Here is a 16,396-nt window from a genome sequence, read left to right on the forward strand (position 1 = left end):
AATGCATGCTCTTTCCCAATTCGCTTTGGCTGTGTCAGGCATGTTACAGCGCACGCCGTCGCTACGAGTTATTCAGTCCTCGACTTGAATAAAAAAAGTCCTCCAAGCACACGACTGATTCAAGATTGAAACATATAGACGTCCAAGGCCATCGCCATGGAAATATTGCCAATTGACGGGTCAAAATGCAGCGCGTAGCGTGAAAATCACCAGCTCAATCACCCCGATCGAGGAGATGACCCGTGAAGCGCATCACCATGCTTTTCATGTCGCTGCTGATTTTCGCCGCCGTGGGATCGGCCTATGCGCAGGATGCGAAGGCTTATAAGGAGGGCCACGTAACTCGGGTCAGTTTCGTCAAAGTCAAACCCGGGCAATTCAATAATTACATGAAATATCTGGCCGGGCCTTATAAAGCCCAAATGGAAGCGTTGAAGAAGGCCGGCCTGATCACCGGTTACGCGATTTACAGCGAGGAAGCGCGCACGCCGCAGGATGCCGACCTGGTCTTGACCATCACCTACCCGAACATGGCCGCGCTCGATCGCACCGATGAGTCCGACGCCATCGCCACCAAGACACTCGGCCCCATGGACGCACGCGACAAGGCCAGCATGGACCGGGAGTCGATGCGTGAACTCCAGGGCAGCTTGTTGACGCGCGAGTTGATCCTCAAATAATCGCGCGGGCGGCTGATGCCGGCAGGTCGACATCAGCGCAAGGCTCCATCGCGCTTCGGAGAGGCCCTCGCCTGGCGAGGGCCTTCAGCCCATCTCAACGATGGCCGTCGATGGACCTCAGCGAAGCGGACAGGAAGCGCCCACCGTTAAGCACGCTCTGCACCGCGTCGACCAGCTCCTCGCCCGCAGACGCCTTCAGCACGTAACCTCGGCCAATATCGAGCGCCTTGCGCACCAGGGCCGGATCGTCGTGCACCGTCACGAAGACCACAGCGAGTGCCGGGCGCTCGCTGATCAGCTCGCGCGCCGCCTGCATGCCATCCATGCCCGGCATGCTGATATCGGTGACCACGACATCCGGGTGCAGGCGCAGCACAGCCTTGACCAGGGCTTCGCCATGCCCGACCACGGCGAGCACGTCGAAATCCTCCGCAAGCAGATGGCACATCTGCTCGGCGATCGGAGGGTGGTCTTCCGCCAGGATGATCGTGGCTCGACTCATGCCGCTGCGCACGCTTGCTATCGCAATAACGTGAGCATCAGCGAGTTCTTGCCAAATTCCTAGCGAAAATGAACCGTGTCTTCACTAAGTAGAATTACGCCGCTTGCGTAGGCAGCCGTGTGAGACACGGGCTGAAACGGCTGGATATACCGTCTCACAGCAAAAGACCCAGCTCCTCCGAGCGCCTCACCAGCTCCATGGTGGAATGGACGCCGAGTATCTGCATCATCACGTACTTGTGCGCCTCGACCGTACGCACGGACAGCTTCAACTCATCCGCGATCTGCTTGGAGCGCATGCCGCAACCCACCAGTCGCAAGACTTCGCGTTGCTTCACCGTGAACTGTTGCAGGTCCTGGATGCGGCTGCTGATGAAATGCGCCCCCAGGGACGGCGTGACATAAGTGCCACCGGCAAGCACCTGGTGGGCCGCCGTCAGCAAGTCCTCGCCGGCTGCATTCTTGAGCACGTACGCACTGGCGCCGGCCCGCATGGCGGAGGCCGCGAGCGCGGGTTCCGCATGCATGGTCAGGAACACGAACACCGTGCGATCGCCCTGCTGGCGCAGCCGCTTCAGCACGTCCAGGCCGTTCGTGCCTGGCATGTTGATGTCGGTCACCACCAGGTCGGGGCTCAACCGGCACACCGCCTCGAACAGGGCATTGCCGTCGGACTCGATCTCCAACAGCTCGAAGTCATCACCGAGAATGCGTTGAATGCCCTCGGCGACCATGCGGTGGTCGTCCGCAATGATCAGCCTGGGACGGATGCCTCTGGGTGCCGTAGCGGAATACGAATGCATAGCTGCGTCCCTTTCCCTAGTGTCGACATCAAATGAAGTTCGCCATCCAGCGACCTCACTCGTTCATCCATGCTCAAGAGGCCAAGCCCCTTGGCCATTTCCCCATGCTCATCCCCGGATAGTTCAAAACCCTTCCCATCATCCATGACGTCCAGTTCCACGTGGGTCACGTTCATATCCACGGCAACGCTGATGCAGCGGGCGTGGGCGTGACGCACGGCATTGCTCAAGGCCTCCTGCGTCACCCGATACAGACACAAGGCCACGTCCTGCGATAGTTCGCCGACGTGCGGGGAAACCCGCAGGTCGACCCTCGGTCCATTGCGCTGGCGCTGCGCATGGCAGAGTTCGGCAAGTGCAGCGGTCAAGCCCGTATGACTAAGCATGCTGGGATGAAGGTCGTGTGAAAGATGTCGCACATCGTCGGACAGTGCGATCAGCTCGTGCTGCAGGTGACTGATGTCGTCCTGGCTGTCCTTGCCGACCTTGCGCCGGATCGCACTTAGCTGGATCGAGGCCAGGGCGAGCCGCTGGTTGATGTCGTCGTGCAAGTCGCGCGCGATACGCGCCCGTTCCTGTTCCTGGGCCACGATCAAGCGGCCCGCCAGCTCGCGAATCTGCCCGCTACTGTCGAGCAGCGCGCGCTGCGTCATGCGTCGCTGTTCCACCAGGGCGGCAAGGAACAGCCCGGCCAGCGACATGCCCAGCGTCCACAACTGCACGCTCAACGTCGTCGTCGCCATATCCGTGCCCAGAAACGGCCCGCGCCCTTCCAGGCTGATCTGCATGGCGACCACGCCGAACAGCAGTATGGCCACGCTGGTTCCGGGTATCTGTGTGCGCAAGGCGGCGAAGATCACCATCGTCAGTGGCAGCAGCAACAAAAGTGGTCGCAGCAAGGGGGCGTGCCCGAAATAACGCCATGCCAGCCACAGCAGCGCGAACGCACCGATCGCCGCCAAGGTGACCAGCCAGCCCGGCGTGCCCTCCTTGCGGATGATGGATTTCGGATCCGCCAGACTGATCAAGGCAGGTACCAACAGCACGTAACCCAGCGCGCCGGCGAGCGCCAGATGCATCCAGCTATGCAGCGGTCCCGCTTCACCGGGAGTCAGGGTTTGCTCCAGGCCAGCGATGACGAGGGCCGAAAAGAACGGTAGCGCAAACCCGCCAATCGCGAAGAACGCGGCGAGCCGCCCGAAGTCGTCGATGCGACGCCCTGGGCACACCCTTCGCAGCAGCCAGGCCGCGGCCAGGATCAGCGCAACCAGCGGCAAGGTCACTGCGGCGAGGTTGGCCAGCGTCCGCGGAAATGCCACCGACGACGCCAGCAGCCCGATCACCCAGCCCCCGACGCAAGCGGGCCAGAACGTCTCCTCCTGACATAGCAGCGCGGCCAGCAGGACGCCTCCGGTAAACCACACCATCGGCGCGTCGCTTTGCTGGCTCCATAGCACCGCGGAAATCAGCTGTGCCCCGAGGCTCCCCGCGAACAGTAGAGCCGCTTTCGTGACCTGCGGAGGAACTCCCTTTGCAGTGCTGCGTAGCATGCGCCCCCAATCACCACGTCACCATGTTGTGGCGCTTAGCCAGTTCTCCCCTCTCTGCCTTCATAGAACCAGCCGCGTGAAGAGGCGATGATTCCCGAGCTCGACGGCCAGCCCTGATTTCGGAAATAGACGCTTTCTTTCATGCAGTTACACGACATTCCTGAGACCTTCGAGCGGCCCGTCGATGCGTAGAATTACCGGCAAATCAACGGTATTTCCTCCACGTACCGTCGAACGCCATGCCGGCGACGACGCCATCGCGCCAGCCGCGCGAACTTCGCAGGGCCGTCTCATGCCGCACGCGCCCGTGCGACTCCTGCCTGAAGTGTCTAAGTAGAAATACGCAGAAATAGACCGTGCTTCTTCGCTGCCAAAAGCGCGCCATTGCGGCCAGACTTGCTGTCGCAGCGTACGCCGAGCCCAACCTGTTCACCCGACCGTCAACCATGCCGGAAAGTGGTGCTGATGCGCATACGATCATTCCTGCCATGGATCGTCGCGTGGGTTGCGATCGGGTCATCGAATGGCCGCGCAGAGTCGCCACCGGCGCGACCACCGCCTGAACCCGGCTGCATCGGCCTGGTGCTCGGCGGCGGCGGCGCTCGCGGCGCCGCCCATATCGGTGTGCTGCAAGTACTGGAACGCGAGCACATACCCATTTGCCGCGTCTCGGGCACCAGCATGGGCGCCATCGTGGGCGGGCTCTATGCCGCCGGCTACAGCCCGGATGAAATGGCCCATATCGTCACCACGCTGGACTGGAAGGACCTGTTCTCCGACGATCCGGCGCGCGTGGACATGCCCATGCGTCGCAAGGATGCGGACTATCGCTACCTGCTGAACTTCGAAGTCGGTTATCGCGACGGACGCATCATCACCCCCGCAGGCTTCGTACAAGGACAGAAACTGCTGCTCCTGCTGCGACGCCTGCTGATTTCCACCTGGGATGTCCACGACTTCGACCAGCTCGCCATTCCTTTCCGCGCCGTAGCCACCGACATCGTGGCCGGCAAGCCTGTGGTGTTTGGCAGCGGCGAACTGCCGCTGGCCATTCGCTCCAGCATGTCGGTGCCCGGTGCCTTCGCACCGGTCAATGTGGAAGGCCAGCTGCTGGTGGATGGCGGCGTGATGGACAACGTGCCGATCGATGTGATTCGCGAGATGGGCGCGCAGCGACTTATCGTGGTGGACGTAGGTTCCCCGCTTTCAACACGGGAACAACTCACCAATCCGGTGGCCCTGCTCAGCCAGATGGTGAGCGCGCTGATGGATGAGAAGACACGACGCCAGCTGGCCACGCTGACGCCAGACGACATCCTCATCCGCCCCGCCCTGGGTGATATCACCGCGGCGCAGTTCAATCGTGGCGAAGAGGCCATTGCGATCGGCAAGGCGGCCGCGGAAGCCGCACTGCCGCGACTGCGCACACTGACAGCCTCGCCAGCCGACTGGCAGGCATTCGAGGCCCGCCATCGCATGCGCGACTTCGATCCGGCCTTGATCGCATTCCTGAAGGTCGATGGCACGAACACGCAGACCGCGCCGTTCGTCAAGAACAGCATGGCCTCCGAGGTGGGCAAGCCGTATGACGCGGATCGGCTCGATAACCAGATCGGCTCCGTCTATGGGCGCGGCAACTACCAACAGATCGACTATCGCTTGCAGGAGCAGGACGGGCAACGCGGCCTGCTGATCATTCCGGCGGATAAACCCTGGGGCCCGGTCTACGGACGCGTGGGACTGCAACTCGACAACGATTTCAACGGCAACAGCCAGTACCTGGTCTCCGGCGAAATCAACGCCACCAATATCAACCGTTACGGAGCCGAATGGCGCAGCACCCTGTGGGGCGGACGCATCGGCGGCATCGCCAGCGAGTTCTACCAACCCCTGGGCCAGAACGCGACCACCTACGTGCAACCCTTCGTCCTGTTCCGCAAGGAGGATCTGCCCATCTTTGACAGCAGCGGTAGCCGCCAATTGGCCGACTATCGTGTTCGGCGCGACAAGCTGGGGCTGGAAGCCGGCTGGTCACCGGTCAGTTACTGGCGGCTGCTGGCGCAGTTCACCCGCGGATACGATAGCGCCAACCTGACCGTCGGCAGCCCCACCGACTTTCCCGCTCAGACGTCCAATTACTCGATGTTCAAGGTCGGCGTGGACTGGGACAGCCTGGACAGCGCGCAATTTCCGACACAGGGCGCGCACGTTCAACTGGGCTACGAAATGTATCGGACGGTGCTCGGCGGCCAGGTCAGCGGCGACGTCGCGCGCCTGACTGCCGATTGGGTGCCGCGTTTCTGGGAGCCGGACAGTCGCTACCACCTGCTGCTCGGCATGCGCGTGTCCAGTGCGGTCGACAACGCGAACGTCTTCGAGACGCAGGACTTCCTGGGTGGCTTCCTCAATCTTTCCGGCTATACGGAACGTGCCCTCTACGGCAACCAGTCGGCCTTGTTGCGCGCCGTCATCTACCGCCGCACCGGGCGAATGGATGCGATTTTCTCGACGCCGTTCTATATCGGCGGCAGCCTCGAGGCCGGCAATACCTGGCATAGCAAGAACGACGTGCGGCTGGACTCGTTGATCTACGCCGGCAGCATTTTCGCGGGCCTGCAGTCACCCCTGGGCCCGGTGTTTCTCGGCTACGGCTATGCCGACGGTGGGCATAGCGCGATCTACCTCACGTTCGGCTCCCTGCTGCGCCCCCGCCCCTGAGCCTGCCGGGGGGGGGCTTCCGTAGTTTTACTGGAAAACTACCAGTGGAAATTCGCTTACCAGGCGGGCGCGATCGGGCCAATCTTGCGCTGGGTGACCGCGACCAGCGACGAGGGATCACTTCATGCCAAGACGACCTCTGCCCGCCCTGCTGGTTGCCCAGTCGCTCGCCGCCGCCAGCCTGTCGCTGGCGACCGAACCCGCGACATGAGCATCTCGCTCTAGGCCATGCATAGCTCCCGCCGACAGCACGGTCGATACGGACGCAAACCACGGCTGCTGCTGGCCGACGATCACCGCTGCATTGCCGAGGGGCTCGCCGGCCTGCTCGCCCCCATCACCGACTCCGTGGCCATCGTGCATGACGGCGAGTCGCTGGTGGACAGCGTGCTGGCCGGAAACATCGACATGGTCGTCTCCGAGATCGGGCTGCCCTTGCTTGGCGGCATACAGGCCCTGGGCAAGCTGCGTACACAAGCTTGTCACGTCCCCTTTATTGTACTTACCGCGCACGATGAGCCATTGATCGTCCGCCAGGCGCTGGAGACGGGCGCCAACGGCTATGTGCTCAAGCAATCGGCCAGTGCGGAGCTGTACGCGGCGATCGCGGCTGTCGCGGGCGGCGAGCACTACATCAGTCCGAGCCTGATGGCATCACTGCTGCAGGAACCGGTGATGTCCCGCACGCTCACCCATCGTCAACGACAAGTGATCGATCGCATGGCAGGAGGACGACGGACTACCGAGATCGCTGCGGAGCTTGGCATTTCCGTCCGCACCGTCGAAAGCCACCGGCAGGCCCTGCTCGGCCTGCTTGGCGTGCATAGCAGCGTGGCGCTGATCCGCGAAGCGGAACGCCTCGGCCTGATCGCCCCCGGTTCATCAGACGAAAGCAACCCAGCGCCTTTCGCGACGGACTTACTGGATGAGTAGCTAGCGTTTTTTCGCCTTTGCCTATCGCACGACTAAAGCCGCCAGCGGATGGCAGCCCCGTTTTCTCTTGCGAGTCACACCATGAGAACCAGAGGATCACGGCCATGAAACTGCTAAGCGTCGCTGCATTGGGCCTGCTCATTGCGCTGGCCGGGTGCTCAACGTTACGAATCACCAACGAATGGCGCGACCCCGGTTGGCCCGGTCCGCCCGCTACTCATATCGCGGTGATCGGCATTTCCAATAGCGACAGCACGCGCCGGGTGTTCGAGGACACCTTCGTGCAGGAGCTACAGACCGCCGGCGTCACCGCGACGGCCAGCTATACGCAGATTGGACCGAACGATACGTCCGTCAATGTCGAGAATCTGATCAAGTCCTCGGGGGCCGATGCCATCCTGGTCACCCGCGTGCAAAGCGTGGAGCAACGGATCAACGTCAGTCCGGGTGCGCCGGGACGTGCCTGGGGCAGCCCCTGGGGCGGTCCAGGCTGGGGTGGTCCTGGCTGGCGGGGCCCGCCCGGCCGTCGTGGCTTCTATGGCTGGTATGGCAACGCCTGGCAACAGGCGCCGGTGGTCACCGTCACGGAACAAGTCACGCTTGAAACCAGCATCTGGGATGCACGCACAGAGACCGTGGTGTGGGTGGTCTCGACCCAGGGCGTTGCCAGCAACAACGTCCCGCGGATGACCCGCAACCTCGCCAGCACCCTCATCCCGCGGCTCAGGCAGAACGGCATCATCCACTGATGGCGACATCGTGCGGACGCGCCCGCCCGTCCCGGATCGGACCATGGTCATACAGAAGCCATGGCGGGCGCATCCACTAGCCTTCATGGCTGCTCCGGCGTCAGCGCCGGTGGAGCAGGCTGGTTGCAGCGTCCATGCGCACTCGGTAGCAGAGCGGTCAAGCAAGTGGCTTCACGGATCGGCGAGTTGCCAATGAGCTTTACCGACAGCGTGGGCTACCGACTGGCCTCCCACAGCGCTGGGCCACATGGAGGTGCTTACCGCTTCGTCATCACCGCGCTGCTTTCCGCGCGAGCACAGGAGCCGGACCATGCATACCTCACTGAAACTTCTCACCGCCCTGCTCGTCTGCGGCACCAACGTGGCCATAAGCGCCCAGCAGCTCCCCGCAGCCTACCCCGCCCAAGGCCAGAATGCCGAGCAGCAGGCTGCCGATAAAAATGCCTGCGCTTCATGGGCGCAAAGCAACGCCGCCACCCAACCCGTACCAGCACAGCAGACCGGACCCGCGGTCGGTGGTGGCCAGCGCGTCGCGGGCGCCGCCCGCGGTGCGGCCGCCGGCGCCGTCATCGGTGGTGCCGCCAATGGCGATGCCGGACATGGCGCCGGTGTCGGTGCAGCGGCAGGCGTGGTCGCCGGCGGCGTGCGCGCACGACAACAGCGCCGTGCCGACAACGCAGCCTCGGCGAACACGCAAGCGCAGAATTCAGCAGCCTACGGCCAGGCATTTGGCGCCTGCATGAAGGGCAAGGGCTATACCGTCAATTGAATGCGCTCCCTGCATGCATGCGACGCGGTCCTTGCCTGCATGCACTCGATTCAGCTCCCTGGCCAGTTCGGCTCGACGAAGGGTAGCTTCTATCCACCCAAGCTACCCCTTGCGCGCGCCGGCTCCATCGTCACTTCTCGTCGTCCTTGACTTCCTCCCAGCTGCTGTCCGGGTCAAAGCGCTTGATGGTCTGCACCAGTTTGTCGGTGTCCTTGCCGAGATCCTTTTCGAAGGTCTCGCCATCGTGGCTGACCATGAAAGTCATCACACCGGTTTCGCCGTATTTGATCGGCCACGCCACCAGGGCGAAACCACTCGTCATGCGGCCGCCCACGATGTAGTTGTAGGCACCACCGGGCGCAGAAGGACCCTGCGCCGTGAGGATGCGATAGCGATACCCGTGATAGCCCTGACCTGGCGTGACCTCTGCGAACAGCGGACCCAGCGGGCTTTCGGGTTCGTCGCCGCTGACGGGCCAATACAAGCCATCGTGCTTGCCTTGCGTGCTCATGAACTTCTGCGCGTACTGCAACACGCCATCGCCCATGCGATCCTTCGACGCGAAGTCGCGTTGCGCGTCGTAGTACGCAAGCATCGCCTTCTCTGTCGCCAGCTCATTCGCGCCGATATGCCGCGTGCGGATCTCGCCCTGCGCCGTCTTGACGTCGAAGTGCCAACCGGACGGCCCCTGCACGATCGGAATCGGCAAGGTCCAATCGTCCTTGCCTACGGCGAGATGTCCGCTCTTGGCGTCGCCGTCGATCCGATGGGCTTCATCGAATCGGGCAAGAAACACATCCACGTCGGAACGATCGATGCCGTCCGTGGGGATGTAATCCTTCCAGTTGGCGCCGAGCACCTTGGCCAGCGCGACCTTGTCGTTATTGCGCAAGGCGTCCACGAAGGCCTTCGCCGCTGCATCGGCGCTGGGATAGTTCGCCTCTTGCGCGAGCACGCCGGCTGAAAGCGCGCAGCCAACGGCCAACGCGAAGCAAAGGCAAAGGCCACGTCCGGAGAGTGTCAGATTCATGGTCATGCTCCCAATCGCCGACGACCGCCACCGCCGCCACGGCTAGGTGCTGGACGTGACATTTGCCGCCCGCCGCCACCGCCGCCGCGCGAACTACCCATGGAACGCTGGCTCGACTGGCCGCGATTCATTTGCGTGCGCGAGCTACCTGGTGACTGCACGCCACCGAACGCGTTGTCCCGCGCCTGCGGCCTGTTGCCGCCACCGCGCTGGCCAAAATTGCCGCCGCCACCACGGTCCCCACCGCCGACGCCGCCCGCGCGATTGCCGCCTCCAGCATTGCGATCCCCAAGCCCGCCTGCCCCCTGGCCACCTCGGTCGAAGCCACCATTGCCAGCCATCCGATCACCGGGTGCTGCCCTGGCAGGTCCGGCTGCACCACCATTTGCTCCGCGCCGCGCAGACGGCGACGAACCGTTGTTCGTCGTGCGATCAAAACTCTGCATCGCGCGCTGCCGATCGGCGTTTGCCGCGCCGTCGCGACCGCGGAATCCCTGCCGCTGATCGGCACCACCTACGCCTTGACCAAAACGATCCCGGCTGCCCGAGTCGCGGTAAGGCGTGCCGCGTCGATTCTGCGGATTGTGGTTCCAACGCGTATTGCCACTACCGCTGATGCGATTGCTCGAGCGGTTGATGTTGTTGTAGCGGTTGGTGTTGATGTTGACGTCGCCGCCGCCCCAGTTGAAGCCGCCCCATAGCGAATTGGTGATCGCGATGCCGGCACCAAACATCAGGCCCGCCGCCAGGGCGCCACCGTAGGGGTAGTAAGCCGCCGGTGGTGGCCAGTAGTAAGGCGGATAGCCTGGATACGCCCAACTGCCGTACACCACGGTGGGATTGTAGGAAGGCACGTAAACCACTTCAGGATTGGTCGGCTCGATTTGGATGATCGTGGTGCTCGGCGCGGCAGCCTCCGCAGGCGCCTGTTGCACCACGACTTTCTGTTGGTCGTTCGATTTCAGGTTGCCGGCCTGTTGTGCCTTCGCGCGCAAACGCTGCACCGAAGCCATCACCTGATCCGGCTCGGCAAGGAAGGCATCGCCGACGTTCTGCACCCAATCGGGACGATCCTTCATCTGTATCAGTACCTGGGGAAAGGCGACCAGTGACTGCACACTGGGATCCCATGGCTTGTCCTCCACCTGCTTCACCGCCGCGTCGCCTTGCGCCTTGGGGTTGGCTGCCGACCAGGCGGCGGCCTCGGCCACGTCGCCGGGATAGGTGGTCGCCATCAGGATTTGCGACAGCAAGGCGTCCGGATACAGGGCTACCGGCGCCAGCATCTGGTCGAGCTGCTCAGGCTTGAATACCTGCTGGCTGCCTTGCGCCGGCTGGCCACCCTGCGGTGGCGGCGCATTCTGGGCGACCGCCCAGCCTGTAAAAAATACCCACACCGGCAGCAGAAAAAACTGCACCCATCTAGACCGAGTCGCCGTTTTCATTGCGTCGCTCCCGGAAATCGCGCACTTCCCAGCTTGCCACCAACGCGCACAGGCGCACAGCGCATTTATGCGGTGTTTGCACTAAGCAAAAGTACCTAGTCGCTACGAAGGGCGCGCACCGCGGCAGGCGACTTCGTAATTCTACTGAGTTGCAGCTAGGTAGTAGTTCGCTGGGCAGCGCGGACAAGACACCTCACTATGCAAGCGGGCTTGACTTCAGGAAGAGCTGCCATGCAACCCCGTCTCATTTCCCGCACTGCCCCGCGCATCGCCGCGCTCGCCCTGGCCCTGTTCTTCGCGGGCATCGGCTGCGCTCAGGCCGACCAACCGGATCTGTGGGATGGCAACTGGCATTTCTCCCTCACTCCCTACGTCTGGTTACCGGGTATATCCGCGAGTACGCGTTACCAGGTGCCGGGAACCGGCACCGTGGAGAACAGGACGAATAACGACATCTTCAGCTACCTCAGCGGTGCGTTCATGCTCGAAGGCGTGGCGCGCAAAGGGCAATGGGGCATTTACAGCGATGTCGACTGGGTCAATTTCACCAATGAAAAAGGCCACTTCACCCAGGTCGGCGGCGCCCGTTTCGGAGGCAGCGCCTCACTGAATACGAGTTGGGATCTGAAGGGCGGCCTGTTCAACGTGGCCGGCCTTTACTCGGCGGCACATGGACAGAACGGCTTCATCGATGTCCTGGTTGGTCTGCGTTATCTCTGGCTAAAGGGCAATGTCGACTGGGATTTCACCCTTAACGGCAACGCTGGACAAGTGAATCTGGCCAACAGCGGTCGTCTGCGTGGCCAGACCAATCTTACCGACGGCATCATCGGCGTACGCGGTATCTGGACACCGTTCGCCAATAAGGACGTCTTTTTCCCCTACTACGTCGACATCGGCAGCGGTGGGTCAGACACCAGTTACCAGGCCAAGCTTGGCGTGGGTTATGCCTTTCATTGGGGTGCGATCGCGCTGGTCTATCGCGATGTCGAATACCACCAGAGCGGGGGCGACAACTTCCTGCGCAAGGCGCGGCTGAGCGGCCCCTCACTTAGTGCAACGTTCCAGTTCTAGGCGCTCGACTTCGGCCACTTTCGACCGTCCACGATGGTTAGCTGCCGCCATCACTCGGTGCGCGCGACGCAACGATGAGCGTGTTGCGTGCTAATCCACGATCGGCCACGCCATGGACGCCGCCTTCATTGATCGCTCGACCGGATCAAGGCGAGCCCTGCCGGCGTGAGCTCGAGTGGCACGGCGCTTTCAGCGATCCGCTCCGGCTGGCGCACGAGTCCGGCGCTGCGCAGACGCTCCAGCGACGCTTCCGAAACAAGGTCCGGCCTGCCGACGGCTACCCAGCCGAGGCATTCGAGATCTCTAGAGTCCAGGTTGGTGAAACTCGTCATCGTGGTTTATCCGTAGCAACTTGAAGCGCGAGCCACATGGGTACAGCCCCACCACCCGCGGACCACACCCAACCAGCGCAGGGTTGAACATGACTGAGACCGATCATACGGTACGCGCGCGCCCTTACGAACCCACCGGCCATGCCCCCAACCCAGCGCCTATGGGGCGCTGCTCCTCGCCCCAACCACCGGGCAAGCGGAAGCTGCCCGCGCGGCGGCGTTTCACGTCTCGGTAAAGCTGCCAAGAGCAGCATTTACCGTGCCTCCCGCCGTGAGAACCTCGCCGTGAAGAGATGCTCCTGTACAGGACGCCACACGCGGTCACGCCGGGAAACCGGACGGGCCTAGGGAGAGACTGGCGATGAGCGCACGCAAGACGGGGTGGGCAATCTTCATTGTCGCGTGCCTGGTGGCCGTGGGTGGCCATGCACTGGCACACCATGCGCTGGGCGAATGCACCCGGGACACGGTCGATGAACTGACCCGGGACCAGGTTACCGGCCTGACCATGGACGGCGCACCCATACCAGCCGACAAATTTCCCGTTTCGGCCAAGGTCGCCCTGCCCTTCGTCGTCGACGTGTACTACGACGTGCCGCTTGGCATCCGCACCATCCGGCGCGGCAATCGTTATTTCGTGCTGCCTGGATACACGATCAAGAGGCCGCTTCCCATGCTCCGCTCCCTGCCACTTTCGGCCCAGGGCGGACAACTCTAGCCAGGCGACGTCTCGGCGTCCTGGCGTCTAGCCATCCAAACCCGTGGCAGAATCACGCGCACGATCCACCGTCGCCGTTACTGGGGATACGCTGATGCGCATCGCAAGCATGGGACATGCGGTCTTTGCGGTAACCATGATCGCGCTCGGCATCCTGGGCCTGAGCACAGGCGATTTCACCCCTGTATGGGCACCGGTACCGAAGGATGTACCCGCACACGCGATGCTGGCCTATCTTTGCGCCTTCATCTCGCTCGCCTCGGGCCTGGGCCTGCTCTGGCAGCACGCAGCTACATCCGCGGCCCGCGTGCTGCTCGCGTGGCTGGTGCTCTGGTTGCTGCTATTCAGGGCAGTCGCCCTCGTACTCGCGCCCACGTCGCAGGACTCCTGGTCGGGTTGCGGTGAAACCGCCGTGGTCGTGGCCGGCGCCTGGGTACTGTATGCATGGTTCGCCACCGAGCGGGATCGGCGACGCTTTGGCTTCGCCACTGGCAACAACGGCCTGCGCATCGCCAGGGTGCTCTACGGTCTGGCCATGATCCCTTTTGGCCTCGCGCATTTCCGCTATGCCCGCGAGACTGCCGCGCTGGTGCCAGGCTGGCTGCCATGGCACCTGACCTGGGCGTATTTCTTCGGCTGCACCTTCATCGCGGCTGGCGTGGCGGTGCTCATCGGTGTGTATGCGCGACTGGCCGCCGCGCTGTCGGCACTACAGATGGGCATCTTCACGCTGCTGGTATGGATACCGATCGTGGCGGCCGGCGCCAATGCGTTCCAATGGAGCGAGACTGTGATCTCCTGGGTGCTCACGGTCAGCGCCTGGGTGGTGGCCGATTCGTATCGCGGCACGCCGTGGCTCGCCGTGCGCGTGCGCCAGTGCTGACAACGATGGTGCTGCGCACGCCTGGGCGAGCCGCTTGAGCCCTCCGCGACGACGTGACACGATCGATGCGATGACCAGCAAACCTGCCAGCGCGCCATCACTGCGTGACCTCGCACGACTGCGGCGCGTGCGCGACCGCATCGACCGGGAGTACGCGCAGCCGCTGGATGTGGAGGCGTTGGCCCGTGGCGCACATATGTCGGCCGGCCACCTCAGCCGCCAGTTCAAGCTCGCTTACGGCGAGTCGCCTTACGCCTATCTGATGACACGGCGCATCGAGCGGGCGATGGCCTTGCTGCGCCGTGGCGACCTCAGTGTCACCGACGTGTGTTTCACCGTCGGCTGCGCTTCGCTGGGCACCTTCACCACGCGCTTCACCGAGCTGGTCGGCATGTCGCCGGGCGCCTACCGGCGCCAGGAGGCGCAGGCGACCGCGGGGATGCCGTCGTGCCTGGCGCGACAGGTGACGCGACCGATCAGGAATCGAGAAGCGCCCGCCCGCGAGCCGGAACTAGACTGATCGCCGTGGACCTCACCACCTATCGAGAGAGATTGCCTTGGACATCACCATTCACTCCAGTTTCCTCCCGCAGAATGACCCGGACGCGGCCCTGGCCTTTTATCGGGACACCCTCGGCTTCGAAGTCCGCGGCGACGTCGGCTACGGCGGCAAGCGCTGGATCACCGTCGGCCCGGCGGGCCAGCCCGCCACGTCCATCGTGCTGTATCCGCCGGAAGCCAGTCCCGGCATCACCGACGACGAACGCCGCACCATCGCCGAGATGATGGCCAAGGGCACCTTCGGCATCATCCTGCTGGCCACCCGTGACCTCGCCGGCACCTTCGAACGCTTGCAGGCCAGCGACGCCGATATCGTGCAGGAGCCGACCGACCAGCCGTACGGCGTTCGCGACTGCGCCATCCGCGATCCTGCCGGCAACATGATCCGCATCCAGCAGCTGCGTTGAGTTTTGAACTGAGGGAGGTCGGGGCTTAGTACGCCTTCTTTTGCTCGTCATCCCAGCGAAGGCTGGGCTCTCAACAGCCGAAGGGCTGGTCATCCAGCGCCTTCGGCACCCAACAAAGACACTGGATCCCAGCTTTCGCTGGGATGACGAGTCAATTAAACGCCCTAACCCATTGCCATTCGATTTGACGAACAGAGTCAGGGAGACGCCATGAATCCATCGGAACGCATCGACCAATTGATCGCAGGCATCACGGACTGGCGCGGCAAGACCCTCGCCGAAGTCCGCAAGGTCATCCTCGACGCTGACAAGGCCATCGTCGAGGAGTGGAAATGGATGGGAAGCCCGGTGTGGAAGCGCGATGGCATGATCGCCGTCGGCAACGCCCACAAGGAAAAGGTCAAGCTGACCTTTTCCCACGGCGCGAAGCTCGCGGATCCCGACCAGTTGTTCAACGCAGGGCTCGACGGCGGCACCTGGCGTGCCATCGATTTCTACGAGGGCGACAAGGTCAACAAGCGCGCACTGAAAAACCTTGTCCGTGCTGCGATTGAGTACAACCTGACGAAATTGAAGAAGAACGCACCCGCGAGCGCTCGTACCAAGGCGAGCAAAAGCAAGACAGCGTAAATGCATGGCATGGTTTCGCCCATTGCGAAAGCCACACGGAAAGCATGCAGGTGCAAATCCAAGTGCCAACGGGATTTGCACCACCGTGCCATGCCCACCCATGCAACAGCCGCGATCCAGCTACATAACGATACAAATCTGTTGATAACACCTTGATCCCGGTGGGCTATAGTACGTTGGCCATGTCCGGACGTTTCCACCTCAATCGCCGTCGCCGCATCCTCTGGATTGGGACGGCGCTGTTTTGCCTGCTGTTCCAACAGCTGGCCATGGCGAGTTACATCTGCACGCTACCGGCCGTGCCGGCAGATGCGGCATTGACCGGCGACTGTGCTGCGATGGGCATGGCCGCGAAGGTGCCGTCTGCATCCAGGCACACTCCTGCGAGTCCGGATCCTCGGTGCACCGAGCACTGCAGCAGTCACGTGACGTCGACGCCTGACGCGCGCGTACCAACGGTTCCGCCGCTGCTGTTGCCGCCGGCATCGCCCATGCTGGTAGGCACGATCGTGCATACACCTGGGCAAGCCGCCTTGCCGGATCTTGCGCTGCTTCGTCATGGTCCACCACCCACGTTGCAGTTCTGCTCGCTGTTGATTTAGCCCTCGATCGC

18 protein-coding genes are annotated in these 16,396 nt (G+C 63.0%); 12 read left to right on the top strand and 6 right to left on the bottom strand.

Annotated features, from left to right (window positions below; all coding sequences use genetic code 11):
* The first annotated feature begins 242 nt into the window (after window positions 1-242).
* Window positions 243-680 carry a hypothetical protein gene (locus tag OUZ49_RS06235; protein WP_266149187.1) on the top strand — a complete coding sequence of 146 codons (438 nt, stop codon included), beginning with the start codon at window positions 243-245 and terminating at the stop codon, window positions 678-680.
* 94 nt (window positions 681-774) lie between these two features.
* On the opposite strand, the gene OUZ49_RS06240 is transcribed toward OUZ49_RS06235, so the two are convergent.
* The 3 genes from OUZ49_RS06240 to OUZ49_RS06250 form a co-directional block, all read right to left on the bottom strand.
* Entirely contained in the window at window positions 775-1,182 is a 408-nt protein-coding gene (locus tag OUZ49_RS06240; protein ID WP_266149188.1) for a response regulator, read from the bottom strand.
* A gap of 154 nt (window positions 1,183-1,336) precedes the next feature.
* The gene (locus OUZ49_RS06245) at window positions 1,337-1,984 is read right to left on the bottom strand and encodes a response regulator (RefSeq protein WP_266149190.1); all 648 of its coding nucleotides are present in this window, start codon (window positions 1,982-1,984) and stop codon (window positions 1,337-1,339) included.
* Window positions 1,936-3,534 carry a sensor histidine kinase gene (locus tag OUZ49_RS06250; protein ID WP_266149192.1) on the bottom strand — a complete coding sequence of 533 codons (1,599 nt, stop codon included), beginning with the start codon at window positions 3,532-3,534 and terminating at the stop codon, window positions 1,936-1,938. The genes OUZ49_RS06245 and OUZ49_RS06250 overlap by 49 nt, the downstream gene beginning before the upstream one ends.
* Before the next feature lie 465 nt (window positions 3,535-3,999).
* Between OUZ49_RS06250 and OUZ49_RS06255 the strand changes: the two genes are divergently transcribed.
* The 4 genes from OUZ49_RS06255 (at window position 4,000) to OUZ49_RS06270 (ending at window position 8,703) form a co-directional block, all read left to right on the top strand.
* A complete protein-coding gene (locus OUZ49_RS06255; RefSeq protein WP_266149194.1) occupies window positions 4,000-6,252 on the top strand; it encodes a patatin-like phospholipase family protein in 2,253 nt (750 codons plus the stop codon).
* Window positions 6,253-6,480: 228 nt separating this feature from the next.
* Window positions 6,481-7,185 (top strand): response regulator, encoded by a 705-nt coding sequence (locus tag OUZ49_RS06260; RefSeq protein ID WP_266149195.1) that lies wholly within the window; start codon window positions 6,481-6,483, stop codon window positions 7,183-7,185.
* Between the two features lie 104 nt (window positions 7,186-7,289).
* A complete protein-coding gene (locus tag OUZ49_RS06265) occupies window positions 7,290-7,934 on the top strand; it encodes a hypothetical protein (protein ID WP_266149197.1) in 645 nt (214 codons plus the stop codon).
* Window positions 7,935-8,244: 310 nt separating this feature from the next.
* Complete coding sequence (locus OUZ49_RS06270) at window positions 8,245-8,703, top strand: hypothetical protein (RefSeq protein ID WP_266149199.1); 459 nt, start codon at window positions 8,245-8,247, stop codon at window positions 8,701-8,703.
* A 130-nt stretch (window positions 8,704-8,833) separates the two neighbouring features.
* Here OUZ49_RS06270 and OUZ49_RS06275 read toward each other — a convergent pair whose 3' ends face one another.
* Window positions 8,834-9,733 (bottom strand): DUF2950 domain-containing protein, encoded by a 900-nt coding sequence (locus OUZ49_RS06275; protein WP_266149201.1) that lies wholly within the window; start codon window positions 9,731-9,733, stop codon window positions 8,834-8,836.
* A 2-nt stretch (window positions 9,734-9,735) separates the two neighbouring features.
* On the bottom strand, window positions 9,736-11,151 hold the full coding sequence (locus OUZ49_RS06280; RefSeq protein WP_266149203.1) for a DUF3300 domain-containing protein: 1,416 nt from the start codon (window positions 11,149-11,151) through the stop codon (window positions 9,736-9,738).
* A gap of 258 nt (window positions 11,152-11,409) precedes the next feature.
* Here OUZ49_RS06280 and OUZ49_RS06285 point away from each other — a divergent pair, with 258 nt between their 5' ends.
* Entirely contained in the window at window positions 11,410-12,252 is an 843-nt protein-coding gene (locus OUZ49_RS06285; RefSeq protein ID WP_266149205.1) for a hypothetical protein, read from the top strand.
* A 125-nt stretch (window positions 12,253-12,377) separates the two neighbouring features.
* Here OUZ49_RS06285 and OUZ49_RS06290 read toward each other — a convergent pair whose 3' ends face one another.
* Window positions 12,378-12,584 carry a hypothetical protein gene (locus OUZ49_RS06290; RefSeq protein ID WP_266149207.1) on the bottom strand — a complete coding sequence of 69 codons (207 nt, stop codon included), beginning with the start codon at window positions 12,582-12,584 and terminating at the stop codon, window positions 12,378-12,380.
* A 361-nt stretch (window positions 12,585-12,945) separates the two neighbouring features.
* Here OUZ49_RS06290 and OUZ49_RS06295 point away from each other — a divergent pair, with 361 nt between their 5' ends.
* The 6 genes from OUZ49_RS06295 (at window position 12,946) to OUZ49_RS06320 (ending at window position 16,385) form a co-directional block, all read left to right on the top strand.
* Entirely contained in the window at window positions 12,946-13,302 is a 357-nt protein-coding gene (locus tag OUZ49_RS06295) for a hypothetical protein (RefSeq protein WP_266149208.1), read from the top strand.
* Between the two features lie 94 nt (window positions 13,303-13,396).
* Window positions 13,397-14,185, top strand: coding sequence for a DoxX family protein (locus tag OUZ49_RS06300; protein ID WP_266149210.1), 789 nt, complete (start codon window positions 13,397-13,399; stop codon window positions 14,183-14,185).
* 70 nt (window positions 14,186-14,255) lie between these two features.
* Window positions 14,256-14,705: a helix-turn-helix transcriptional regulator gene (locus OUZ49_RS06305; protein WP_266149212.1), complete on the top strand. Its 450-nt coding sequence runs from the start codon at window positions 14,256-14,258 to the stop codon at window positions 14,703-14,705.
* A 37-nt stretch (window positions 14,706-14,742) separates the two neighbouring features.
* The gene (locus OUZ49_RS06310; protein ID WP_266149214.1) at window positions 14,743-15,153 is read left to right on the top strand and encodes a VOC family protein; all 411 of its coding nucleotides are present in this window, start codon (window positions 14,743-14,745) and stop codon (window positions 15,151-15,153) included.
* A gap of 237 nt (window positions 15,154-15,390) precedes the next feature.
* Window positions 15,391-15,783: a DUF1801 domain-containing protein gene (locus OUZ49_RS06315; RefSeq protein ID WP_380004189.1), complete on the top strand. Its 393-nt coding sequence runs from the start codon at window positions 15,391-15,393 to the stop codon at window positions 15,781-15,783.
* A gap of 182 nt (window positions 15,784-15,965) precedes the next feature.
* Window positions 15,966-16,385, top strand: a complete 420-nt coding sequence (locus OUZ49_RS06320; protein ID WP_266149217.1) for a hypothetical protein — start codon at window positions 15,966-15,968, stop codon at window positions 16,383-16,385.
* Window positions 16,386-16,396 lie beyond the last annotated feature (11 nt).

The sequence above is a fragment of the Dyella halodurans genome, from assembly GCF_026283925.1.
GTDB classification, from domain to species: Bacteria; Pseudomonadota; Gammaproteobacteria; order Xanthomonadales; family Rhodanobacteraceae; genus Dyella; species Dyella halodurans.